General features: G+C 71.3%; 19 protein-coding genes. 11 read left to right on the forward strand and 8 right to left on the reverse strand.

Annotated features, from left to right (window positions below):
- Positions 1-115 precede the first annotated feature (115 nt).
- The 7 genes from ON36_RS25525 (at position 116) to ON36_RS25555 (ending at position 7,284) form a co-directional block, all read left to right on the forward strand.
- The gene (locus ON36_RS25525; RefSeq protein WP_052314344.1) at positions 116-1,567 is read left to right on the forward strand and encodes an ABC1 kinase family protein; all 1,452 of its coding nucleotides are present in this window, start codon (positions 116-118) and stop codon (positions 1,565-1,567) included.
- The gene (locus ON36_RS25530) at positions 1,564-2,808 is read left to right on the forward strand and encodes a saccharopine dehydrogenase family protein (RefSeq protein WP_043658628.1); all 1,245 of its coding nucleotides are present in this window, start codon (positions 1,564-1,566) and stop codon (positions 2,806-2,808) included. Before ON36_RS25525 ends, ON36_RS25530 begins: the two co-directional genes overlap by 4 nt.
- The gene (locus ON36_RS25535) at positions 2,805-3,437 is read left to right on the forward strand and encodes a class I SAM-dependent methyltransferase (protein WP_043658630.1); all 633 of its coding nucleotides are present in this window, start codon (positions 2,805-2,807) and stop codon (positions 3,435-3,437) included. Before ON36_RS25530 ends, ON36_RS25535 begins: the two co-directional genes overlap by 4 nt.
- 97 nt (positions 3,438-3,534) lie before the next feature.
- The gene (locus ON36_RS25540) at positions 3,535-4,998 is read left to right on the forward strand and encodes an alanine/glycine:cation symporter family protein (protein WP_043658632.1); all 1,464 of its coding nucleotides are present in this window, start codon (positions 3,535-3,537) and stop codon (positions 4,996-4,998) included.
- Positions 4,999-5,006: 8 nt separating this feature from the next.
- Positions 5,007-5,852 (forward strand): polyphosphate kinase 2 family protein, encoded by an 846-nt coding sequence (locus tag ON36_RS25545; RefSeq protein WP_043658633.1) that lies wholly within the window; start codon positions 5,007-5,009, stop codon positions 5,850-5,852.
- A gap of 125 nt (positions 5,853-5,977) precedes the next feature.
- On the forward strand, positions 5,978-6,721 hold the full coding sequence (locus ON36_RS25550; RefSeq protein WP_043658635.1) for a DsbA family protein: 744 nt from the start codon (positions 5,978-5,980) through the stop codon (positions 6,719-6,721).
- Positions 6,718-7,284, forward strand: coding sequence for a vitamin K epoxide reductase family protein (locus tag ON36_RS25555; protein ID WP_052314345.1), 567 nt, complete (start codon positions 6,718-6,720; stop codon positions 7,282-7,284). The genes ON36_RS25550 and ON36_RS25555 overlap by 4 nt, the downstream gene beginning before the upstream one ends.
- On the opposite strand, the gene ON36_RS25560 is transcribed toward ON36_RS25555, so the two are convergent.
- Positions 7,281-8,363, reverse strand: a complete 1,083-nt coding sequence (locus tag ON36_RS25560) for a S1C family serine protease (RefSeq protein ID WP_043658637.1) — start codon at positions 8,361-8,363, stop codon at positions 7,281-7,283. The two genes, ON36_RS25555 and ON36_RS25560, sit on opposite strands and share 4 nt — an antisense overlap.
- 113 nt (positions 8,364-8,476) lie before the next feature.
- Between ON36_RS25560 and ON36_RS25565 the strand changes: the two genes are divergently transcribed.
- Genes ON36_RS25565 through ON36_RS25575 form a run of 3 tightly spaced genes read left to right on the forward strand, consistent with a single transcriptional unit; the run spans position 8,477 to position 11,504 of the window.
- On the forward strand, positions 8,477-9,529 hold the full coding sequence (locus ON36_RS25565; RefSeq protein ID WP_043658638.1) for an NAD(P)-dependent alcohol dehydrogenase: 1,053 nt from the start codon (positions 8,477-8,479) through the stop codon (positions 9,527-9,529).
- 49 nt (positions 9,530-9,578) lie between these two features.
- The gene (locus tag ON36_RS25570) at positions 9,579-10,760 is read left to right on the forward strand and encodes an AI-2E family transporter (RefSeq protein WP_083885414.1); all 1,182 of its coding nucleotides are present in this window, start codon (positions 9,579-9,581) and stop codon (positions 10,758-10,760) included.
- Positions 10,761-10,763: 3 nt separating this feature from the next.
- Positions 10,764-11,504: a ZIP family metal transporter gene (locus tag ON36_RS25575; protein ID WP_043658639.1), complete on the forward strand. Its 741-nt coding sequence runs from the start codon at positions 10,764-10,766 to the stop codon at positions 11,502-11,504.
- A 60-nt stretch (positions 11,505-11,564) separates the two neighbouring features.
- On the opposite strand, the gene metE is transcribed toward ON36_RS25575, so the two are convergent.
- From metE to aceA, 3 genes are all read right to left on the reverse strand, one after another.
- On the reverse strand, positions 11,565-13,877 hold the full coding sequence (gene metE, locus ON36_RS25580; RefSeq protein WP_043658642.1) for a 5-methyltetrahydropteroyltriglutamate--homocysteine S-methyltransferase: 2,313 nt from the start codon (positions 13,875-13,877) through the stop codon (positions 11,565-11,567).
- Between the two features lie 198 nt (positions 13,878-14,075).
- A complete protein-coding gene (locus tag ON36_RS25585; protein WP_043658644.1) occupies positions 14,076-14,945 on the reverse strand; it encodes a 3-hydroxybutyryl-CoA dehydrogenase in 870 nt (289 codons plus the stop codon).
- Positions 14,946-15,243: 298 nt separating this feature from the next.
- Entirely contained in the window at positions 15,244-16,533 is a 1,290-nt protein-coding gene (gene aceA / locus ON36_RS25590; protein ID WP_043658646.1) for an isocitrate lyase, read from the reverse strand.
- A 457-nt stretch (positions 16,534-16,990) separates the two neighbouring features.
- On the opposite strand from aceA, the gene ON36_RS25595 reads away from it, so the two are divergent.
- On the forward strand, positions 16,991-18,127 hold the full coding sequence (locus tag ON36_RS25595; protein ID WP_043658647.1) for an alpha/beta hydrolase: 1,137 nt from the start codon (positions 16,991-16,993) through the stop codon (positions 18,125-18,127).
- Positions 18,128-18,145: 18 nt separating this feature from the next.
- On the opposite strand, the gene puuE is transcribed toward ON36_RS25595, so the two are convergent.
- The 4 genes from puuE to ON36_RS25615 form a co-directional block, all read right to left on the reverse strand.
- Positions 18,146-19,039, reverse strand: coding sequence for an allantoinase PuuE (gene puuE, locus ON36_RS25600; RefSeq protein ID WP_043658648.1), 894 nt, complete (start codon positions 19,037-19,039; stop codon positions 18,146-18,148).
- Entirely contained in the window at positions 19,036-20,010 is a 975-nt protein-coding gene (gene alc, locus ON36_RS25605) for an allantoicase (RefSeq protein WP_043658674.1), read from the reverse strand. Before alc ends, puuE begins: the two co-directional genes overlap by 4 nt.
- Positions 20,010-21,242 (reverse strand): DUF6986 family protein, encoded by a 1,233-nt coding sequence (locus tag ON36_RS25610; RefSeq protein ID WP_043658649.1) that lies wholly within the window; start codon positions 21,240-21,242, stop codon positions 20,010-20,012. The genes alc and ON36_RS25610 overlap by 1 nt, the downstream gene beginning before the upstream one ends.
- On the reverse strand, positions 21,239-24,149 hold a 2,911-nt coding region (locus ON36_RS25615; RefSeq protein WP_043658676.1), incomplete at its 5' end, for a molybdopterin-dependent oxidoreductase. The genes ON36_RS25615 and ON36_RS25610, both read right to left, overlap by 4 nt.

Consider the following 24,149-nt stretch of genomic DNA (forward strand, 5'->3'; position numbering starts at 1 on the left):
CCGTTCGACATCGCCGCGGGGTTGGTTAGTCTGAACCCAGCGGGGCGTTGTGGCTTGCGTCACCGCCGGCGGACCTGTGCCGCCACCGCGCGTCGGCACCAACGGAGGTACCTCGATGGCGAAGAATGTGCCGACTTCACGGCTGGCCCGCGGCACCAAACTCGGTGCCGTGGCCGCCAGTACCGTCATACGGAATCAGCGCACCCGCCTGTCCATGCGCGGCCGGTCCGAGGCCGTGCGGGCCCGCATGGCCGAGGAGTCGATGATCCGCACCACCGAACAGGTGGTCATGGTGCTGGGCACCATGAAAGGCGTGGCGATGAAGCTGGGCCAGATGATGTCGGTCCTCGACCTCGACCTGGTGCCCGACGAGCACCGCGACCGGTTCCAGCAGCGGCTGGCGGTGCTGCGCAACGCGGCGCCCACGGTGTCGTTCGAGGCGATGCGCGAGGTCGTCGAGCAGGACTTCGGCAGGCCGCTGGACCAGGTGTTCGCCGAGTTCGACCCCGAGCCCATCGCCGCCGCGTCGATCGGCCAGGTCTACCGGGCCACGCTGACCGACGGCCGCGCGGTCGCGGTCAAGGTGCAGTACCCGGGCATCGACGTCGCCGTCCGCGCGGACCTGAAGAACCTCACCATGTTCCGCCGCATCCTCGCCTCGGCCATGCCCTGGATCACCCCGGCCGTGCTCGACGAGCTCAAGCTCAACATGGAGGGCGAGCTGGACTACGTGGCCGAGGCCGCCACGCAGGCCCAGATCGCCAAGCTCTACGACGGTCACCCGTTCATCCGGGTGCCGCGGTCGCTGCCGGAACTGTCGACCACGCGCGTGCTGGTCAGCGAGTTCGTCGAGGGCATCGCGTTCGAACAGGCGCAGGCCATGCCCGACGCCGAGCGCGACCGCATGGGCGAGATCATCTACCGCTTCTACGTCGGTTCGCTGTTCACCTTCAACGAGTTCTGCGGCGACCCGCACCCGGGCAACGTGCTGCTGACCCCGGACGGGCGGGTCGCCTTCCTCGACTTCGGCCTGTTCAACCGGATGGACCCGGCCCACGTGCACTTCGAGAAGCTCTGCCTGCGCGCGGCCGCCGAGGACCGCGCCGAGGATCTGCGGGAGCTGATGATCCAGCGCGGCGTGATCGACTCGCCGGAGGAGATCGGCGCCGAGGAGTGTCTGGAGTACGTGCTGTCGGCCTCGGAGTGGTGTCTGGTCGACGAGGAACTCACCATCACCCCCGAACTGGCCAGCGGCGCGTTCCTGCTCGCGGTCGACCCGCGGGCCAGCGAGTTCACCGGCATGAAGCAGCAGAACCTGCCGCCGGAGCACCTGTTCTCCCGCCGCGCCGACTTCCTCACCTTCGGCATGCTCGGCCAGCTGGGCTGCACCAACAACTGGTACGCCATCGCCCGCGAATGGCTCTACGACGCTCCCCCGGCCACCGAACTCGGTGTGGCCCATCACGAATGGCTCGCGACGCATCCGCCCGAGCCGGTCAAGAAGACCCGCCCGCGTAAGGCCCGCCCGGCCGGCGATCAGGGCACCGCAGCGAAAGGCGCTCGATGACCGACACCCGAGAGTTCGACCTGGTCCTGTTCGGCGCGACCGGCTTCGTGGGGAAGCTGACCGCCGAATACCTGACCACCGCCGCGCCCGACGGCGCCCGGATCGCCCTGGCGGGCCGCAGCCCCGGCAAGCTGGCCGAGGTGCGCGCCGATCTCGGCCCCGCGGCCGCGAAGTGGGAACTGGTCCAGGCCGATTCGACCGACACCGCCTCGCTGATCGCGCTGGCCCGGCGCACGAGGGTCGTGGTCACCACGGTCGGGCCGTACCTGCGCTACGGGCTGCCGCTGGTCGGGGCGTGTGCCGCCGCGGGCACCCACTACGCCGATCTCACCGGCGAGCCGCTGTTCATCCACGACGCCATCACCACCCACGAGCGGACCGCGATCGACACCGGCGCCAAGATCGTCAATTCCTGTGGGTACGACTCGATCCCGTCCGACCTGAGCGTCTACGAGATCTACCGGCAGGCCGTGGCCGACGGCACCGGCGAGCTCGAGGAGACCACGCTGGTCGCCTACCTCAAGGGCGGGATGAGCGGCGGCACCATCGATTCCGGCCGCGCCATGATGGAGGACATCGCCGCGAACTCCAAGCGCGGGGCGATCATGGCCAACCCCTACTCGCTGTCGCCCGACCGCAGCATGGAGCCCGACCTGGGCCGCCAGTCCGACCAGGCGCTCGCCCGGGCGGATTCGATCGACCCGAGCCTGGACGGGTGGGTCACCACCTTCATCATGGCCGCCCACAACACGAAGGTGGTCCGCCGCACGAACGGCCTGCTCGGCTGGGCCTACGGCAAGCACTTCCGGTACCGCGAGGTGATGAACGCGGGCCGCTCGGCGGTCGCGCCGCTGGTGGCCGCGGGTGTCGCGGGCGGCATCGTGGCGGGCATGGCCTCGGGCGCGGTGCTGTCGCGGGTGCCGCTCGGCCGCAAGGTCCTCGACCGCATCCTGCCCAAGCCCGGCACCGGCCCGAGCGAGGAGGCCCGCCGCAGCGGCTGGTTCACCATGAAGACCTTCGCGCGCACCAGCTCCGGCGCCCGCTACCAGGCGACCTTCGCCGGCCAGGGCGACCCCGGCTACCAGGCGACCGCGGTCCTGCTCGGCCAGAGCGGCCTGTGCCTGGCCTTCGACACCCTGCCCGAGCGCGCAGGTGTGCTCACCCCCACCTCGGCCATGGGCGAACGGCTCACCGAACGCCTGCGCGCGGCGGGCATGACCATCGAGGTCACCCGGCAGTGAACCTCGCCCGCAAGACGATGAACGCGCCCGCGCTGGCGGCGGTCTACGAGCACGCCTGGCGCCCGACCCTGTTCTACCTGGCCAGCGGCCGCACCACGGGCGCCGACCGGCGCGACGCGGTGGCCACGCTGCGGCTCGGCGGCGAGCAGAAGGTCCTCGACCTGGCCTGCGGGCCGGGCAATTTCACCAAGTACCTGAGCGAGCACGTCACCGGCGACGGCTTCGTCACCGGGCTGGACTTCAGCGAGCCCATGCTGGCCAAGGCGGTCGCCGACAACGCGGCGCCCCGCGCCGGGTACGTGCGGGGTGACGCGCGCACCCTGCCGTTCGCCGACGGCGCCTTCGACGCGGTCTGCTGTTTCGGCGCGCTCTACCTGATCCCGGACCCGCTGCTGGCCGCGCGCGAGATGATCCGGGTGCTCGCGCCCGGCGGCCGGATCGCGCTGACCACCAGCCTGCGCCACGACTCGCTGTTCGGCACCGCCAGCACAGCCGTCGCGGGCCTGAGCGGGCTGCGGCTCTTCGATCAGGACACGTTCCCGCGGCTGTTCGCCGAGGCCGGGCTCACCGAGATCGACCAGCAGCTGCACCGGTTCATGCAGTACGTGAGCGCCACCCGTCCCGCCTGAGGCCGTGCCGCCGAGCGCGGGCGGCGCCCGATCCGGGGACGCCGACATGGCCGCGGCCTGACCGATCGGCGGGTCCCGCGGCGGTACGGTCCCCGGCATGGACGCGCTGAACTCGGTCATCGTCGACGTCAACGACGTGTTCTGGACCTGGCTGTTGATCCCGCTGGTGATCGCGGCCGGTGGCTACTTCACCGTCCGGACCGGGGTGGTGCAGCTGCGGCAGCTGCCGGAGATGTTCCGCGTGGTGACCGAGAAGGGCGAGCCCGCCGCCGACGGCGGCACCTCGGTGTCGGCGTTCGGGGCGTTCACCATCTCCGCGGCCGCGCGGGTCGGCACGGGCAACATCGCGGGCGTGGCGACCGCGATCAGCGTCGGCGGCCCGGGCGCGGTGTTCTGGATGTGGGCGATGGCCACCCTCGGCGCCGCCTCGGCCTTCGTGGAATCCACGCTGGCCCAGCTCTACAAGGTGCCCGAGAGCGAACCGGGCGCTTTCCGCGGCGGCCCGGCCTACTACATCGAGCGCGGGCTGCACAGGCGCTGGCAGGGCGTGCTCTTCGCCGTGGTCATCACGCTGACCTTCGGTTTCGTGTTCAACGCGGTGCAGGCCAACACCATCGTCGCCACCGGCCGCGCCTCGTTCGGCGCGGTGCGCGGCGACTGGTTCGGGCCGCTGCTCGGCCTGCTCCTCGTCGTGCTGCTCGGGCTGGTCATCTTCGGCGGGGTCCGCCGCATCAGCCGTATCACCGAGGTGCTCGTGCCGGTGATGGCGGTGGTCTACCTGCTGCTGGGGGTCGCCGTGGTCGTCCTGAACATCGGCGACCTGCCGCGGGTGCTGGCCGACATCGTCGGCGGCGCCTTCGGCTTCCGCGAGGTGGTCGGCGGCGGCATCGGCACCGCGATCCAGCAGGGCATCCGCCGCGGCATGTTCTCCAACGAGGCGGGCCTCGGCTCGGCGCCGAACGCCGGTGCGGCGGCGGATGTCTCGCACCCGGTGAAGCAGGGTCTCGTGCAGTCGCTCGGTGTCTACTTCGACACCCTGCTGATCTGCTCGATCACCGCGTTCATCATCCTGACCACCGACCCCGACCTGTCCGAGCGGCGCAGCGCCGACCTGACCCAGAGCGCGCTGCGGGACTCGCTGGGCGGCTGGGCCGGGCACACCCTGACCCTGGTGGTCTTCCTGCTCGCCTTCAGCTCGATGATCGGCAATTTCTACTACGGGCGATCCAACATCGAATTCCTCACCGGGCGTCCCGAAGTCCTCACCGCGTTCCGGGTCCTCGTGCTGGTCGCCGTGTTCGGCGGCGCGCTCGGCTCGGTGTCGCTGATCTGGAACCTGGCCGACGTGTTCATGGGCGTGATGGCGCTGGTCAACCTGACCGCCATCCTGCCGCTCGGCGTCATCGCGGTCCGGCTGCTCGCCGACTATCGCGGCCAGCGTGCGGCGGGCGCCGACCCCGTGTACGTGCACCGCGCCGAGATCGCCGACCCGCACGGCGTCGAGTGCTGGCGGGCCACCGATCCCTCGCGCCTGCCGCCGCAACCCGATCCGGCGTGCTAAGCAGAAGAATGGCCAAACACTGGGCTCAGCCCGTCACCACCGCGCTGCGCGCCGACGGCCTGCGGGTCGCCGAACTCGACACCTCCAGCACCCCGGGTTACACGGGCGACAAGAAGAAGGCGCAGAGCCTGCTGGCCGAACGCTCCACCGTGCTGTCCGGATTGCAGGAACGGCTCTTCGCCAACGGCCGCTCCGGCGACACCCGCAGCGTGCTGCTCGTGCTGCAGGGCATGGACACCGCGGGCAAGGGCGGCATCGTGCGCCACGTCATCGGCTCGGTCGACCCGCAGGGCGTCGACCACGCGTCCTTCGGCGTGCCGACCGAGGAGGAGAAGCAGCACGACTTCCTCTGGCGCATCCGCAAGCGCCTGCCCGCGCACGGCCAGATCGGCGTCTTCGACCGCTCGCACTACGAGGACGTGCTGGTCGTGCGCGTCCACGACCTCGTGCCGCGCGACGTCTGGGAGCCGCGCTACGACCAGATCAACGCCTTCGAGCGCGAGGTGGCCGACACCGGGACCACCATCGTGAAGGTCGCCATGTTCGTCTCCCTCGACGAACAGAAGCGGCGGCTGCGCGAGCGCCTGGAGCGCCCGGACAAGTACTGGAAGTTCAACCCCGCCGACATCGACGAGCGCGCCCACTGGACCGCCTATCAGGAGGCGTATCAGGCCATGCTCGACCGCACGAACACCGACTACGCGCCCTGGTACGTGCTGCCCGCCGATCACAAGTGGTACTCGCGGCTCGCGGTCACCGAGCTGCTGATCGACGCGCTGGAGGGCCTGAAGCTGGACTGGCCCGCCGCGTCGTTCGACATCGAGGAGCAGCTGCGCCGCCTCGACCAGGCCTGACGCCGATCTTGGTCAACTCTCAGGTTGGCCGACCATGATGTGTCGCAGCCGTGTGCGCGGGCCCGGACGGGCCTACCATCGCAGGCGGCGGGAATCGAACGAGCGGAAGGCGTGGTGACACGACGATGAGCACGGGCAGGAACCCACTGGCCGAGGCCGAGGCGGCGGACCGGAAGCGGCAGCGGCTGATCCAGGTCGCCGTGGCGGGCGTTCTCATCGCGCTGGTCGCCGCGATCGGCATCGGTATCGCGGTGAAGCGATCCGGCTCCGACAGCGACTCGACGGCGGGCCCGGGCACCCAGGGCGCCCCGGTGTCGGGCCAGGTCACCGAGTCCGGCGCGGTGCGCGTCGGCAACCCCGACGCCAAGGTCAAGATCCGCGTGGTCGCCGACCTGCAGTGCCCGGCCTGCAAGGCGTTCGAGGCCGCCAACGGCCAGGCGCTCGAGGACGCGGTGGCCGACGGCACCGCCGTGGTCGAATACCAGATCATCTCGTTCCTCGACCGCGCGTCCACCAACCAGTACTCCTCGCGCGCGGCCAACGCCTCGTTCTGCGTGGCCGAGACCGGGGTCACCCACTACCAGGACTGGCTGCAGTCGATGTTCGCCCAGCAGCCCGCCGAGGGCGGCGCGGGCCACGACAACGCGAAACTGATCCAGATCGCCGCCGACGCCGGCTACACCGACCCGGCCATCGCGGACTGCGTCAACAGCAAGAAGTACGACCAGTACATCAAGGACACCACCCAGGCCACGCTGAACTCCGGCGTGCAGTCGACCCCGACCGTCACCGTGAACGGCACCCAGGTCACCGACGCGCTGTTCACCCAGAACGGCCTCGCCTCGGTCATCGCGGACGCGGCCAAGTGATCACCGCGTCACCCCGCTCCGCCTGGCTGCTGCTGCTCGCCGGTCTGGCGGGCTGGGTGGCGTCGTTCACGCTGACCGTCGAGCGGTTCAAGCTGTTCACCGACAGCGGCTACACCCCGTCCTGCTCGATCAACTCCGTGCTGTCGTGCGGGTCGGTGATGACCACCGACCAGGCCGCGCTGTTCGGTTTCCCCAACCCGCTGCTCGGCATCGCCGGGTTCACCGTGGTGGTGACGCTGGCCGTGCTGTCGGTGGTCGGGGTCGGGTTCCCGCGCTGGGTGTGGGGCGGGCTGTGGCTCGGCTCGATCGCCGGGATGGCGCTGGTCTGCTGGCTGATCTTCCAGAGCCTGTACCGGATAAACGCCCTGTGCCCGTACTGCATGGTGGTGTGGGCGGTCACCCCGCTGGTGTTCGTGGTCGCGACCAACGAGACCTGGGGCCGCTCGCGCGGGGTGATGAGCATCGTCGCGCAGTGGCGCTGGACCCTCGCCGCGCTCTTCTACGCGGTCGTGCTCGTGCTGGTCTTCCTGAAGTTCCAGGACTACTGGCTGAGCCTGGTCTAGTTCGGGGTGCCGGTCGCCAGCTCGACCCGCACGGGCCGCTGGACGCCGTCGGGGCCGCGGATGGTCAGCCGGATCGTCTCGCCCGGCGCGCGCACGTTGATCGCGGCCCGCAGCGCCCGCGCGGTGGTGACCGACTTGCCGTCGATCGCGGTGATCACCTCGCCCTCCTTCAGACCCGCCGAGTAGGCGGGCTGCCCGTAGAGCGCCAGGTCGATCCGCGCGCCCGCCGGTTTCGCGTCCGACACCAGGACCCCCAGGGTCGCGGTCGGGCCGACGTGCACGTTCTCGGACGGGGTGCCGGAGCGGATCTGCTGGACGACGCGCATGGCCGTGTCGATCGGCACCGCGTAGCCGTTGGGCGGTTTGGGCGCCGCCGCCGGATCCGGTTCGCCGGAGGCCGCGGTGATCACCCCGACCACCGCCCCGGTGCCGTCGGCCATCGCCCCGCCGGACTGGCCCGCCACCACGGGCGCGCTGATCTCGACCATGCCGGTGAGCGCCTTGCGGGTCCGGTCCGCGGCGTTCACCGCCACGATGGTGCTGTTGAGGCCGCTGATCCGGCCGTGCACGGCGGTCGGGGTGCCGCCCGTGCCGCCCGCGTTGCCGATGGCGAGCACCTCCTGCCGGATCCGCAGGTCCGCCGAGGTGCCGAGGCGCGCGGTGGTCAGCCCGGTCGCCCCGCGCAGGGTGAGCACGGCGATGTCGGTGCCGGAGTCGTAGCCGAGCACCGTGGCGTCGTAGCTGCGCCCGTTGCCGACGTCGGTGACGGTGACGTCCTCGGCGCCCTTGACAACGTGGTGGCTGGTCAGCACCTCGCCGTCGGCGCCGATCACGATGCCGGTGCCCGCCGCGCCCGCGCCGAACGGGCGGGCGGCCACCTCGATGTTGACCAGGGCGGGCTGCACGGCGGCGGCCACGGCGGCCGGGTCGACCGGCGGCGGTTCGGGCGGCGGCGTGACGAGGGTGACGGTCTGCGCGCCGCGCCATCCGTCGCCGAGATCGCCGCGATACCCGAGGAACGCGGCTGCCGCCAGTACCAGCACGACCAGCGGCACCAGGACCCGTCCGGCACTCTTCACGCGGTTGTCCTCTCCGGCCAGTGGGATCCCATTGTCCCCCGCGACCCGCTCCGGGCGGCGCTGATCGGGCCGCGCGCTGGCGAAACGCCGCATGCGCAGGTAGGCATGTACAGATGAGCAATGTTGCCGCCTATGCCCTACCCGCCGCCGACGGATCGTTCGAGAAGATCACCATCGAACGCCGCGAGCCGGGACCGAACGATGTCGCCATCGACATCAAGTACGCGGGCATCTGCCACTCCGACATCCACACCGCCCGCGACGAATGGGGCGGCGCGCAGTACCCGTGCGTGCCCGGCCACGAGATCGCCGGTGTGGTCGCGGCGGTCGGCTCGGCGGTGACCAGGTTCGCGGTGGGCGACCGGGTCGGGGTCGGCTGCCTCGTCGGTTCCTGCGGCCGCTGCGCGCCGTGCCTGGCGGGCGACGAACAGTACTGCGCCAACGGCGCGACCTGGACCTACAACTCCCGCGTCGCCCCCGAGGTGCAGGCGAACGGCTACACGCTGGGCGGCTACTCCACCGGCATCGTGGTGGACGAGTCCTTCGTGCTGGCCATCCCGGAGGGCATCGGCCTCGACGTCGCCGCGCCGCTGTTGTGCGCGGGCATCACCCTGTATTCGCCGCTGCGCCACTGGAACGCCGGGCCGGGCAAGAAGGTCGCGATCATCGGCATGGGCGGGCTCGGCCACATCGGCGTCAAGATCGCCGCGGCGCTCGGCGCGGAGGTCACCGTGCTCAGCCAGTCGCTGCGCAAGCGCGACGACGGGCTTCGCCTCGGCGCCACCCACTATCACGCCACCAGCGACCGGCAGACCTTCCGGGAGCTGCGCGGCCGGTTCGACCTGATCATCAACACCGTCTCCGCCGACCTCCCCATCGACGACTACCTCAAACTGCTCGCCCTCGACGGCACCCTGGTCCTGCTCGGCCTGCCCGAGAAGCCCCTGCAGGTGACCGGCCGCAACCTGGTCAATTACCGTCGCTCTCTGGCCGGTTCGCTGATCGGCGGCCTCGCGCAGACCCAGGAGATGCTGAATTTCTGTGCCGCGCACGGAATCGGCGCCGAGATCGAACTCATCGCCGCCGACGAGATCGACGAGGCCTACGACCGGGTCGTGGCCAGCGATGTGCAGTACCGCTTCGTGATCGACGCCGCCACCATCTGACCCGCGCGCCAGCGGGCTCGGCGCCACGGGCCTCGGTACCGTGAGTTCCGTGGCTGCCGAGGACGATCCGAACGACGCACGCACCGCACCACCCAGCGACCTGGCGGCGCTGTGGTCGGCGCGGACACCACCTCGCTGGCTGCCCCGGTCCCTGCTGTACGTGATGCTGGCGGTGGCCGGGCTCATCACCGCCTTCTGGATCCTCGGCAAGCTGCAGAACCTGCTGGTCATCCTGATGATCTCGCTGTTCCTCGCGTTCGCCATCGAACCGGCGGTGAACTGGCTGGCCGAGCGCGGGGTCCGCCGCGGCGCGGGCACCGGCGTGGTGTTCGGCCTGCTGGTCGTGGTCACGGTGGCGTTCGTGTGGACGCTGGGCGCGCTGCTGGTCAACCAGGTGACCGAGCTGGTCAACAACGCCCCCGACTACGTCGACGACCTGATCTCCTGGATCAACAACACCTTCGACACCCAGCTCTCGGGCAACGACCTCACCAAGTACGTCACCGACTGGAGCTCCACGATCGAGGGCTACCTGGTCGGGCTGGCGGGCAACGTCTGGGGCATCGGCACGGCGGCCGTCGGTGTCCTGTTCCAGATGCTCGGCGTGCTGCTGTTCACCTTCTACTTCGCCGCCGACGGCCCCAGGTTCCGCCGCTGGGTCTGCTCGTTCCTGCCGCCGAGCAAGCAGAAGCACGTGCTGCGCGCCTGGGACATCGCGGTGGCCAAGACCGGCGGCTACATCTACTCCCGCGCGCTGCTCGCGCTCTGCTCCGCGCTGGCGCACTACGTCGCGCTGCGCGTGCTCGACGTGCCGTCCGCCTTCGCGCTGGCGCTGTGGGTCGGCGTCGTCTCGCAGTTCATCCCGACCGTCGGCACCTACCTGGCCGGCGCGCTGCCGGTGATCGTCGCGCTGGTGCACGACCCCGTCAGCGCGGTGTGGATCCTGGTGTTCATCGTCGCCTACCAGCAGTTCGAGAACTACGTACTCCAGCCGAGGATCACCGCGACCACGCTGGACATGCACCCGGCGGTGGCCTTCGGCGCGGTCATCGCAGGCGCCGCGCTGCTCGGGCCGACCGGCGCCCTGCTTGCCATTCCGGTCACCGCCACCGTCCAGGGTTTCGCGGGCGCCTACGTGCGCCGCTACGAGGTCACCGACACGGGCCTGCCCGACCCGCGGGACAAGAAGGAGCAGCAGCCGAAGTCCGACGACGACCCCGAGGACCGGTGACCCGTGGCGATCCTGCTCTCGCTGGTCTCCATGCTGTCCACCCTGTTCGGCGGGTGGGTGGCGATCCGGGTCGGCGACCGCAAGCACCTGGTGCTCGGCCTGTCGGCCGGCGTGCTGCTCGGCGTGGTCGCCTTCGAGCTCATGCCCGAGGCGCTGGAACAGTCCGGTCAGCTCGTCGCCGGGGTGCCCGCCGCCCTCATCGCCGCGGTGATCGGCTTCCTCAGCATCCACATCATCGAACGCGCGGTCGCCCTGCACACCGGGCACGAGCACGAGTTCGGCTCACACCGGCACGGTTTCGAATCCGTCGGCCTGCTCGCCGCGGCGGGGCTGATCTTCCACAGTATGCTCGACGGCTTCGGCATCGGCGTCGGCTACCAGGCGGGCGCCGCCGTCGGCCTTTCGGTCGCCATCGCCGTCATCTGCCACGACTTCGCCGACGGCTTCAACACCTTCACCATCTCCACCCTCTACGGCAACGCCCGCCGCCGCGCCCTGACCCTGCTCGCCCTGGACGCGCTCGCCCCCGTCGTCGGCGCCGTCCTCGGCACCCTGATCAAGGTCCCCGAGGACTGGATCGGCCTCTACCTCGGCTATTTCGCCGGCTTCCTGCTCTACCTGGCCACCGCCGACATCCTCCCCGAAGCCCACGCCGACCACCCGTCCCGAGCCACCCTGGCCTGCACCCTGCTCGGCGTGGCCGCCATGTTCGCCGTAGCCGCCCTCAGCCACGGCGCCCATTGACCGGCGAACGGCGGAGGCCGCACCGGGTCTTCCCGATGCGGCCTCCGCCGGCGAACGCGGCTACGTCGCGGACTGCTCCGCGGCCGCGCGGCGGCGGACGCGGCGGGCGGCGGCGACCATGTTGCGCAGGGACGGGTCGAGCTGCCAGTAGTGGCGGGTCTTCAGGCCGCCGTCGGGGTTGGCCCACAGGCGCTGCGGGGTGACGGCCTCGGCGGCGGCGGTGAGCAGTTCGTCGAGTTCGTCGATGTCGGGGATGCGGGCCGAGCGGCTCTCGTAGACGCCGGGGCCGACGCCGTGGCTGAGGCCGTGGCCGGTGGCGGCGTCGTCCTTGAGGGCGTTGAGGACCCACTCGATGGAACGGGTCGCCACGATGGCGGTGACGTCGGCGTCGAGCTGTTCGATGGCGTCGACGACCTCGGTGCGGCCGGAGTAGCCGATGTGCGTGTGGATCTGGGTGTCCGCGCGCACGCCGGAGGTGGCGAGGCGGAACGCGGCCACGGCCCAGCGCAGGTACTCGGCGCGGCCCTCGGGACGCGGCGGCAGCAGCTCGCGGATGGCGGGCTCGTCGACCTGGATGATCGCGATCCCGGCCTTCTCCAGGTCGACGACCTCGTCGCGGATGGCGAGGGCGACCTGGTCGGCGGTCTCGTAGAGCGGCTGGTCCTGGCGGACGAACGACCGGGCCAGCATGGTCACCGGGCCGGTCACCATGCCCTTGACCGGCTTGTCGGTCAGCGACTGCGCGTAGGACACCCAGTCCACCGACATCGGCCCCGGCCGGGCGACGTCGCCGTAGATGATCGGCGGCCGCACGCACCGCGAGCCGTACACCTGCACCCAGCCGAAGCGGGTGGTCGCCATGCCGTCGAGCTGTTCGGCGAAGAACTGGATCATGTCGTTGCGCTCGTGCTCACCGTGCACGAACACGTCGAGGCCGATGTCCTCCTGCAGGCGGATGGTTGCCTCGATCTCGGCCTCGACCTGCTTGCGGTAGTCGTCCTCGGACAGCCTGCCCTGGGCCAGCTCGTGCCGGGCCTGGCGCAGTTTGCCGCTCTGCGGGAAGGAGCCGAGGGTGGTGGTCGGCACGACCGGCAGGTTGAGCCGCTCCTGCTGGGCGGCGCGGCGCACGTCGTAGGGTTCGCGTTCGCGCATCTCCGGCGTGATCGCGTAGACCCGCTGGCGGACGGCGTGCTTCTGCTTGAAGTGGACCTCGGTCGGCCGCTTGCGCCACTTCTCCGAGGGGCCCTCGGTGAGCGCCTTCGCCAGCGAGACCACCTCGCCGACCTTCTGTTTGGCGAAGGCGAGCCGGTCGGCCACGTTGCCCTCGATGTCGTACTCGGCGAGCACGTCGTAGGGCACGTGCAGCAGCGTGGTGCCGGTGGACACGACGAGGTCGGGGCAGATCGCCGCGATCGAGTTCAGGTAGTTGAGGGTGACGTAGCGATCCGCGCGCCAGATGTTGGTGCCGCTGATCACGCCTGCGTAGAGGCGCTTGCGGGAGATCCCCGGGATGGCCGAGAGTTCCTCGGGGGTCATGCGGTAGGCGGACAGGTCGAGGCCGACGGCCTCCACCGGGCTCGCCGCCAGGATGCGCAGCGCCTCACCGAAGTCGCCGTACTGGCCGGTGACCAGGATGCGCGGGCGCAGCGGGGCCTTGCCCAGCCGCTGGTAGGCGCGCTCGAAGGCGGCCAGCTCGGTCGCGGATCGCTCCTGGGTGAAGCAGGGCTCGTCGAGCTGCACGCAGGTGGACCCGCGCTTGGCGAGGATCTCGAACAGTTCCTCGTAGAACGGCAGCAGCTTGTCGAGCAGCGTCAGCGTGTCGAACTCCTCGGCGCCGGGCACGTGCCCCGCCTTGGACAGCAGCAGCAGCGACACCGGACCGAGCACCACCGGACGCAGCTCGATGCCGCGCGCGATGGCGCGGTCCCACTCGTCGAGCAGGGCCTCGGGGTGCAGCGAGAACTGGGTGTCGGCGTCGAGTTCGGGCTGGCGGTAGTGGTAGTTGGTGCCGAAGAAGCGGACCAGCTCCAGCGGCGGCAGGTCGGGGTTGCCGCGCGCCATCAGGAAGTAGAAGTCCAGCGGGTGCAGGCCCTCCCGGTGCGGCTCGAACCGCGAGGGGACGGCGCCGAAGAGCAGCGCGTTGTCGAGGATGTGGTCGTAGAAGGAGAAGGTGTTGCCGGGCACCTGGGTGAGCCCGGTGGCGGCCAGCTCGGAGAACTGCCGGTCCTGGATGTCGCGGCCGACCGCGAGCAGTTCCTCCCGGTCCAGCGAGCCGCGCCAGTACGCCTCGAGCGCACGCTTGAGTTCGCGGTGCGGGCCGATCCTCGGATAACCGAGAACGCTGGACCCGAATCCGTCGGTGACGTTGACCATGCGGGACATCCCTTTCCATCACCTGCGCGGCACCCACGGGGCGTCACGCGTTGCGCTCGACACGACCGGGCGCGTGCGACCGGTCGATTGCAGCTTATGCCGAGCAACGGGCCGGCTGCCGTTCCCCCTGCGAAGTCCCCGACGCGGCGAAGGCCACCTCATCGCATCGCGGTGACGGTGGCCTTCGCGGGCGAGGACTTACTTGCCGTACTGGTAGAAGCCCGCGCCCGCCTTCTTGCCGAGCAGGCCGGCCTCGACCATGCGCGACAGCAGCGGCGGGGCCGAGTACAGCGGCTCCTTGAACTCGGTGTACATCGAGTCCGCGATCGACTTGACGGTGTCGAGGCCGACCAGGTCGATGAGCGCGAGCGGGCCCATCGGGTGGGCACAGCCGAGCACCATGGCCTTGTCGACGTCTTCCTTGGTGGCGAAACCGGATTCGACCATGCGGATGGCCGAGAGCAGGTACGGCACGAGCAGCGCGTTGACGACGAAGCCGGAGCGGTCGGCCGAGCGCACGACCTGCTTGCCGAGGATGTCGGCGGCGAACTGCTCGGCGCGCTTGGTGACGGCCTCGCTGGTCTTGAGCGTGGTGATGAGCTCGACCAGGGGCAGCACCGGCACCGGGTTGAAGAAGTGCAGGCCGACCACGCGCTCGGGGTTGGCGGTGGCGACCGCGATCTTCATGATCGGGATCGAGGAGGTGTTGGAGGCGAGCACGGCGTCGGGATCGGTGACCACCTTGTCCAGCTCGGCGAAGATGGCCGTCTTGACCTCTTCGTTCTCGACGACGGCCTCCACGACCAGCTGACGGTCGGCGAAGTCGCCGAGGTCGGAGGTGAAGCGCAGCCGCCAGGCGGCCTGCTCCCGCTCGCGTTCGGTGATCTTGCCGCTGCTCACGCCGCGGTCCAGCGAACGCAGGATGCGGGCGCGGCCCGCGGCGGCAAGTTCGCGGCTGGTCTCGTAGACGAGGACGTCGACGTGCGCGCGGGCGCACACTTCGGCGATGCCGGCGCCCATCTGTCCGGCGCCGATGATGCCGACGCGCTGAATCTTCTCGCTGCTCACGGTCCGCTCCTGTGTTTTTTGGCGGCTGGCGCCGCGGGTCTCGGCCCGGATACGGTCTGCGACCCAAAGTATAGGGATGCCCTCCTCCGCTGGGGCTGTTCAGCGGAGGAGGGCAGTACACCCCCTACCGAAGGTAGAGGCCGTGCTTTCCGATTCCGGGCCGGGAATCGAAACCTATGAAACTCTCGCGAGTTTCGCACCGGGGCAAAGAACTCAACCCGCTCCGGGGCGACCTCGGGGAGCCCCGTTCACCGCCCTGGAGGCGGCGAACACGCGGCGCCGGAGGCGCCGCCACATGTCAGTGGAACTGACCCTCTTCGGTCGAGCCCTTCAGGGCCGCGGTGGAGGTGTTCGGGTCCACGGTGGTGGCGATGGTGTCGAAGTAGCCGGCACCGACCTCACGCTGGTGCTTGATGGCGGTGAAGCCACGCTCGGCGGCGGCCTTGAACTCGCGCTCCTGCAGGTCGACGAAGGCGGTCATGCCCTCGCGGGCGTAGCCGTGGGCCAGGTCGAACATGCCGTAGTTCAGCGAGTGGAAGCCGGCCAGGGTGATGAACTGGAACTTGAAGCCCATCGCGCCGAGCTCACGCTGGAACTTCGCGATGGTCGCGTCGTCCAGGTGCGCCTTCCAGTTGAAGGACGGCGAGCAGTTGTAGGCCAGCAGCTGGTCCGGGAACTCGCTGCGGACGGCCTCGGCGAACTTGCGCGCGACCTCGAGGTCCGGAACACCGGTCTCCATCCAGATGAGGTCGGCGTAGGGGGCGTAGGCCTTGGCACGCGCGATGCAGGGCTCGATGCCGTTCTTCACGCCGAAGAAGCCCTCGGCGGTGCGGGTGCCGTCCAGGAACTCACGGTCGCGCTCGTCCACGTCGGTGGTGAGCAGGGTGGCGGCCTCGGCGTCGGTGCGGGCGATGATCACCGACGGCACGTCGGCCACGTCGGCCGCGAGCCGGGCGGAGGTCAGGGTGCGGATGTGCTGCTGGGTGGGGATCAGCACCTTGCCGCCCAGGTGGCCACACTTCTTCTCCGACGCCAGCTGGTCCTCCCAGTGGACGCCGGCGGCGCCGGAGGCGATCATCGCCTTCTGCAGCTCGTAGGCGTTCAGCGCGCCACCGAAGCCGGCCTCGGCGTCGGCCACGATCGGGGCCAGCCAGTTCTTGACGGAGTCGTCGCCCTCGATCTTGGCGATCTCGTCGGCGCGCAGCAGCGCGTTGTTGATGCGGCGCACGACGGCCGGAACCGAGTTGGCCGGGTACAGCGACTGGTCGGGGTAGGTGTGGCCCGACAGGTTGGCGTCACCGGCGACCTGCCAGCCCGACAGGTAGATGGCCTTCAGGCCGGCGCGGACCTGCTGCACGGCCTGGTTGCCGGTGAGGGCACCGAGGGAGTTGATGTAGTCCTCGTTGTTGACGAGGTCCCAGAGGATCTCGGCACCACGACGGGCGAGGGTGTGCTCCTCGACGACGTTGCCCTGCAGGGCGACGACCTGCTCGGCGGTGTAGTTGCGGGTGATGCCCTTCCAACGGGGGTTGGTGTCCCAGTCGTTCTGGATCTCCGCAGCGGTCTTCGGGGTGCCGACAGTCGACATCTCTGACTCCACTTCCTCGGTAGTAGGTGCCCTCGCGGCGCGGGTCCGGCGAATCTTCCAGCGGGCAAACGCTTTCGGTTGCGCGGTTCGTACTGCGGGGGCAATTTGCAGGCTTGCTAGGCCCAAGGGGTGTACTTCCACACGATGGCACACCTGGAAATAGCCGTCTACCTGTTGCTTATGTGAATCTCAGCTATGTTTGCCCAGGCACTTGCTAACTTTGCGAAATTTGCGAGCTAATTGCAAGCGTGAAACCTACCCACCGGTAGTGCTGACCAGGAGTTTTAGCATAACGCCCGTACTGCTAGCGATCTCCACCCGGTGGCACCGGGACAGGGCCAACCCTTGCACGCTGTGAGTCGTTTCACACACCACGCCGGGCCGCATCAGTGTGCGTGTCGTCACCGGGCGCGCCGATCTGCCAGACTGCACCCGCATCCGACGAGGAGGACGACACATGCGGATCCGGACAGCCGTGGCGGTGGCCGTGGCGACCACCCTGGCCCTCGTACCGCAGCGGGCGGGCGCGCAGCCCGCTCCCGAGATCGGTACGCCGGTCTCGGTGGCACCGCTGCCCGCCGCGGCGGTCCTGCCCGGCTCGGCCAGGGCCGAGCGGCTCATCTACCGCTCGACCACCGCGGGCGACGCGCCCGTCGACACCAGCGCCGCGGTCTATCTCCCCGCCGGCGAGCCGCCCGCGGGCGGCTGGCCGGTGATCGCCTGGGCGCACGGCACCGTGGGGCTCGGCGACGACTGCGCCTACAGCGTGGCCGGCCCCGCTGCGGTCGACCGGGACTGGGCCTACCTGGGCACCTGGCTCGCCCAGGGCTACGCCGTGGTGGCCGCCGACTACGCGGGGCTCGGCGGCGACGGCGAGCACCCCTACCTCAACGGCGTCGTCGAGGCGCACAACGTGGTCGACGCGGTCCACGCGGCGACCCGGCAGTACCCGCAGCTGTCCCGTCGGTGGGCGGTGGTCGGCCAGTCCCAGGGCGGCGGCGCGGCCGTCTACACGGCCCGCTACGCCACCGCCTTCGGCGGACCCGACCTCGACTACCGCGGCGCGGTCGGCACCGGCGTGCCCGCCTACATCGAGGACATATTGGTGCCCCTCGGCCCCGGCGTGCCGCCGCTGGAACTCGGCGCGCACACCACCGCCTACGTGCTCTACATCCTCAACGGCCTGCGCACCACCTATCCGCGGCTCGGCGTCGACGACCTGCTGACCGACGCGGGCCGCGACTGGCTGACCAGGGCACGGACCGCGTGCATCGGCCCGTTCGGCGAGGAATTGGCCGCGGCGGACGTCGTGCTGGGGGATCTGTTCGCCCGCCCGCTCGCCTCGCTGCCGGACCTGCACGGCCTGCTGGCCGGCTACATGGGCCTGCCGGAGTCGGGCTACGACCGCCCGCTGTTCCTCGGGCAGGGCCTGCGCGACACCGACGTCATCACCCCGGAGACGCTGCGCTTCGCCGCGGTGCTGACCGCGGGCGGCCAGCCGGTGACGGTGCGCACCTACCCCACCGACCACGACGGCACGGTCAACGCCTCGCTGGTCGACTCGTTGCCGTTCGTGCGCGGCCTGTTCGCCTGACCCCGCCGCCGGAGCAGGTCAGCCCGCGGGGTGAACCCGGCGCCAGTGGTCGGCGATGTCGATGCGCCGGGTGATCCACACCTTCTCGTGGGACTGCACGTGGTCGAGGAACCGTTCCAGCGCGGCGGTCCGCGCGGGACGGCCCGCCAGCCGACAATGCAGCCCGACCGAGAGCATCTTCGGGCTGCCCTCGGCGCCTTCGCGATACAGCACGTCGAAGGCGTCGCGGAGGTGGGCGAAGAACTCCTCGCCGGTGGCGAAACCGGCAGGCGAGGCGAACCGCATGTCGTTGGTGTCGAGGGTGTAGGGCACCACCAGGTGATCGCGGCCGTCGACGCGCACCCAGTAGGGCAGGTCGTCGGCGTAGGAGTCGGCGTCGTAGGTGAATCCGCCGTGCTCGACGACCAGCGCGCGCGTGTTCGGTGAATCGCGGCCGGTGTACCAGCCCAGCGGCCGCTCGCCGGTCAGTTCCGTGAGCACCCGCACGGCTTCGGCCAGGTGCGCGCGTTCGGTGTCGATGTCGGTGAGCTGGTAGCTCTTCCAGCGCAGCCCGTGCCCGGCGATCTCGTGGCCGAGTTCGCGGAAGGCCGCCACCGCCTCGGGATTGCGCTGCATGGCGCGCGCGACGGCGAAGATCGTCAACGGCAGCCCGCGCCGCTCGAACACCCGCAGCACCCGCCACAATCCGGCCCGCGCACCGTACTCGTAGAGCGATTCCATGCTCATGTGCCGGTTCGGGAACGCCTCGGCGGGGGTCATCTCGGACAGGAACGTCTCCGAATGGGCGTCCCCGTCCAGGACGTTGTTCTCCCCGCCCTCTTCGTAGTTGAGCACGAACTGCAGGGCGATGCGCGCGCCGCCGGGCCAGCGCGGGTCCGGCGGGGTGGGGCCGTAGCCGACGAAATCCCTCATGCGCCCAGTTCTCCGAACAAGCGCAGCCGGGCGAGGCCCCCGTCGGGATAGATGTCGAGGCGGACCTCCTCGACCGAGGCGGCGGCGGGGGCGAGGGCGAACCGGTGCCGGGTGTCGGGCAGCAGGTTCGTGCGGGGCAGCAGCTCGACCTCGGTGCCGTCGGTCGTGACCCCGGTCAGCCGGGCGGCGCCGGGGCTGTTGCCGAGGAAGCAGGAGGTGTCGATCTCGGCGAGGCGGATCGCGCCGGGTCCGGCGAGCTTGATCCGCACCCAGTCGTTGCCGTCGTCGCGGCGGCGGGCGGTCTCCCAGCCGTCACCCATGACCCGGGCGAGACCGGGGTAGAGCAGCTGGTTGGGCGAGCTGTAGAAGCGGTTGGAGCAGTCGAGGACGAGGGCGCCGTTCTCGATGGCGGCCAGGTCGAGCGGGCCGAGGCCGAGCAGCTCCGGATCCGGCCTGCCCTCGCCGTGCACGCGCAGCCGGGCGACGCCGCCGTCGGGATGCATGGTGAGCCGGACGTGGGTCCAGCGCCGGTCGTCGGCGATCGGGAACGGGGTGCGGCTGTCGCCGGACACCTCGACACGATCGAGCAGCGGCACCCAGTCGGTGCGGGCGGCGATCTCCTCGGCGGGCGGGTAGCCGCCGATCTCGAGGGCCGAGAGGGAGACCGCGGGCGGGTAGTTACCCGTGAACCACGCGGTGTCGACCACGACACCCCGGATCACGCCGGGGACGCCGAGCCGGATGACCGCGCTGTCGTCGCCGGGCAGTCCCCGGTGGCGGCGGGTCTCCCACCCGTCGTAGATCTGGCCCTTGTGCCCGAAGGTGGACGGCCGGTACTGCGCGGGGCCGGGGGAGATCAGGTTCTCCTTCTCGGCGAAGAACTCGTCGTTCGCCCAGATCACCGAGCCGCCGAGGCCGCGGACGGCCAGGTCGGGCAGGGCCGTGAAGTCGTCGGTCACGCTGTCTCCCATCACTTCTCCGGCGCGGCCGGGGCGAGCGTCCGGCGTTCGGCCAGCGCTCGCAGCGTATCGATGTCCAGGGCGCCCGGTAGCTCGTCGGCGGCGCAGGCGCCGCAGTCGAGGGCACGCAGCACGGTGCGGGCCAGGGCTTCGGCGGTGGCGGGTTCGTCGACCACGCCCCCGCCGCGCCGCGCGAGGTAGGCGGTGAGGCGGGGCACGGCGACCTCGACGGCGCGCCGGAAGAAGCCGTAGGTGGCCAGCCAGCGGGTGACCAGGTGCCCCGGATGCATGTCCCAGCCCTGGTAGTAGCCGCGGCGCAGGGCCCGTTCGACCAGGCGGTGATGGTTGCGCACCGCGGCCTCGACCTCGTCGCCGACCGGGACGATCTGGGTCGAGCCGTCGCTGATCCACACGCCGGTCTGCGCGGCCGCGGCCTGCATCACCGTCTTGGCGTGGTCGGCGGCCGGATGATCGAGGGCCTGATCGGTGGCGGCGATCCCGCAGGCGGCGGTGTAGTCGTAGGTGCCGAAATGCAGGGCGCTGCATCGTTGGTCGGCGTACTCGAGCATGCGCGGGAGCGGCGTTCCGCCGTCGGGGGCGATGACGGCCTGCGGCGACTCGACCTGCAATTCGAAGCGCAGGGAGTGCGCGGGCAGCCCGAAGCCGCTCTCCAGGCCCTCGCAGACGGCGACCAGCGGCGGGATCTGTTCGGCCGAGCGGATCTTCGGCACGGTGAACACGAACCCGTCCGGCACCCCGCCCGCGGCGTCGATGACCAGGTCGAGGGTGCGCAGCGCGCGCCTGCGCTCGCCGGCGGCGAGCCCCTTGATCCGCACCCCGGTGTGCGCGGGCCGCCCGGGGGTGCCCGCCCACCCGCCGATGAGGCGACCCGCGGCGGCGGCCGCCGCGTCCTCCTCGGCGTCGTCGCGGAAGCCGTAGCCGTCCTCGAAGTCGATGCGCAGATCCTGGATCGGCGTGGTGCCGAGCCGTTCCCGCACCAGGGGCAGGACGGCGGGCCCGTCGAGCCCGGCGAAGAGGGCGGGGTGCGCGTCGAGCAGGGCGAGGGCACGCGCGCCCCAGTCGGCCGGGGTGTCCTCGGCGGCCTGGTCGGCGGGCACGTAGACGGTGTGCACCGGTTGCGGGCGGGTGCCCGGTCCGGGACAGCGCGCGCGGAGCCCGGCGTCGACGGCGTCGAGCAGGGCGTCGGCGCGGGCACGGATGTGGGCGGGCAGGTGATCGGTCACCCGGCGGCTCCTTCCTCGACCGACCGCCAGACGCGGTCGGCGGTCATGGGCAGGCGGTCCGGCCGTACGCCGACGGCGTCGCGGATCGCGTTGGCGAGGGCGGGCGCGACCGGGTTGTACGGCGATTCGCTCATCGACTTGGCGCCGAGCGGCCCGAGCGCGTCCTCGGTGTCGGCGAAGTACACCTCGGTCACGGGCAGATCGACGTACTGCGGAACGTGATAGTGCCGCAGCGCGCGCGTGGTGACCACCCCGTCGACCGACCGCAGGTCCTCGTGGAGCGCGGTGCCGATGGCCTGGCCGACGCCGCCTTCGACCTGGCCGCGCAGCTGGACGGGGTTGATCACCGTGCCCGCGTCGACGGCCTGGACCGACTGCAGGATCCGCACCTCGCCGGTGTCGGGCCGCACCGCGACGCGGAAGGCGTGCACGTTGAAACTCACCGAACGCGGTGTGCCCGCGTGCAGTCCGTGCGCGAGCAGCTCGCCGTCGGCCGAGAGCGCCTCGGCGGTCAGCAGCTCGGCGCCGCAGCGCACGCCGTCCGGTTCGAGCACGCAGTCCCGTTCGGGATGTCCGCTGACCTTGGCCGCCCTGGCCAGCAGCATGGCCCGCAGTTCGAGGGCGGCGGCGTAGGCGGCCCGGCCCGCGACGACCGTGCCGGTGGAGCCGAAGGCGCCGGTGTCGTAGCCGACGAGGTCGGTGTCGGAGCGGCGCACGACGATCCGGTCGGCGGAGGTGCCGAGCGCGGTCGCGGCGAGCTGCGCGTGCACGGTGGTGGTGCCGTTGCCGAATTCGGCTGTGCCGACGCGGAGTTCGTAGCGGCCGTCGGGCAGGAGCCGCGCGGTGGCCTCGGCGTGGTGCCCGCGCGGGGGGACCGTGGCGATCATGGCGACCGCCATCCCCTCCCCGACCCGCCAGTCCGGCCCCGGCGCTGCGACGCCGTTGCCCCGGCGCAGGGCGGCCTGGGCCGCGTCGAGGCACTGGTCGAGGCCGTAACTGCCGAACCCGAGGTCGGACTCGTCCTCCTCGAATCCGGTGAAGGGGTCGCCGGGGACCACCACGTTGCGGCGCCGGAACTCGAACGGATCCGTATCGAGCCTGCGTGCCAGCTCGTCGATCGCCGATTCGACGGCGAAGATCACCTGGCCGAGGCCGTAGCCGCGGAAGGCGCCGGAGGGCATGTTGTTGGTGTAGGCGGCCCGGGCGTCGACGCGCTTGTTCGGGCACCGGTACACCGCGACCGATTCGCCGACGGAGTGGAACAGCACGCCGACGCTGTGATTGCCGTAGGCGCCCGCGTCGGCGAGCACGTCGACCGTGAGCGCGGTGAGGGTGCCGTCCGCGGCCGCGGCGGCGGTGACCGCGACGCGCATCGGGTGACGGCAGGTCGCGGAGACGAATTCGTCGGTGCGGGTGAACTCGTACTGCACCGGATGCCCGGTCCGCAGCACGGCGAGGGCGAGGAGGTCCTCGGCCAGCATCTCCTGTTTTGCCCCGAAACCGCCGCCGACGCGGGTGGCGAACACCCGCACCCGGTCGCGGGCGAGGCCGAAGACGTGGCACAGCTCGTCGCGGACGAGGAACGGCACCTGGGTGCTCGAGCGCACGACGAGGCGGCCCTCGGCGTCGATCCAGCCGACGCCGCCGTGGGTCTCCAGGTGGACGTGCTGCACGCGGGGCGAATGCCACACGCCGCGCACGACTTCCGCGGCGGCGGCGATCCCGGCGGCCGCGTCGCCCACCCCGCCCCGGATCTCGGCGACGAGATTGCGGGCCGGGTCGGCGATGCGGGCCGCGGCGGGCTTGTCGCCGTGCAGCGCGGGCGCGGTGGGCGCGAGCGCCTCCTCCGGGGTGAACACCGCGGGCAGCACCTCGTAGCGCACCCACAGCGCGCGGACCCCCGCCCGCGCGGCCGCGGGGGTGTCCCCCACCACGGCGGCGACCCGCTGCCCGGCGTATCGGACCACCCGGTCGAGCACGAGGGTGTCGTCGGGATCGTCCTCGCGCAGGTCGTGGCGGGCGGTGGAGAACGCGACGGCGGGCGCGTCGTCGGCGGTCAGCACGGCCCGCACACCCGGCACGGACAGCGCCGCGGCGGTGTCGATCGAGAGCACCCGGGCATGGGGATGCGGGCTCGTGAGCACGGCCAGGTGCCAGGGCGCGACCGGCGGCGCCTGCTCCCCGCTGCCGGGGACGATGTCGAGGGTGAACGGCTCGGTGCCGCGCACGATCCGCGGCCCGGCGGGCGCGCCGACACCGTCGCCGACCTGCCCCCGCACGGGTGTCCGACCTGCGCCGGGTCCGCGCTCGGCCTGTTGCCGGTGGCGACCGCCCGGCGACCCGTCGAGACCGGTGCTCTCGTCCTCGGGGGCGGGCGCCTGCGCCGTCCCGGGCTCGGCACCGGATCCGCCGTTCACGAACGCGGGCGCCTGCGCCGACGAGCGCGGCTCGAGGCCGGCGGCGCCGTCTCCGGACGCGGGCGTTGCCACGGCGTGGCGGGGCTCGAGGCCGGCGGCGGTGCGCACGCCCGCCGCGTCCAGCGCGTCGCCGATCGCGCGGTACCCGGTGCAGCGGCAGAGGTTTCCCTTCCACAGTTCCGCGCGGTCCGCGGGTTCGGCGCCGCCGCACCGGGCCAGGCCCGCCGCGGTGACCACCGCGCCCGGCGTGCAGAAGCCGCACTGGAATCCGGCCCGGTCGACGAAAGCGCGCTGCACCGGGTCGAGGACGTCCTCGGTGCCGAGACCGGCGGCGGTGGTGACGGCCCGGCCCGCCACGCGGTGCGCGGGGATCAGGCAGGAGTGCACCGGCTCCCCGTCGAGCAGGACCGAGCAGGCGCCGCAGTCACCGCTGTCGCAACCCTTCTTCACCGCGTGCGCGCCCTGGTCGCGCAACACCGTGCGCAGGCAC

This window comes from Nocardia thailandica NBRC 100428, assembly GCF_000308795.1.
In the GTDB taxonomy this organism is placed as follows: Bacteria; Actinomycetota; Actinomycetes; order Mycobacteriales; family Mycobacteriaceae; genus Nocardia; species Nocardia thailandica.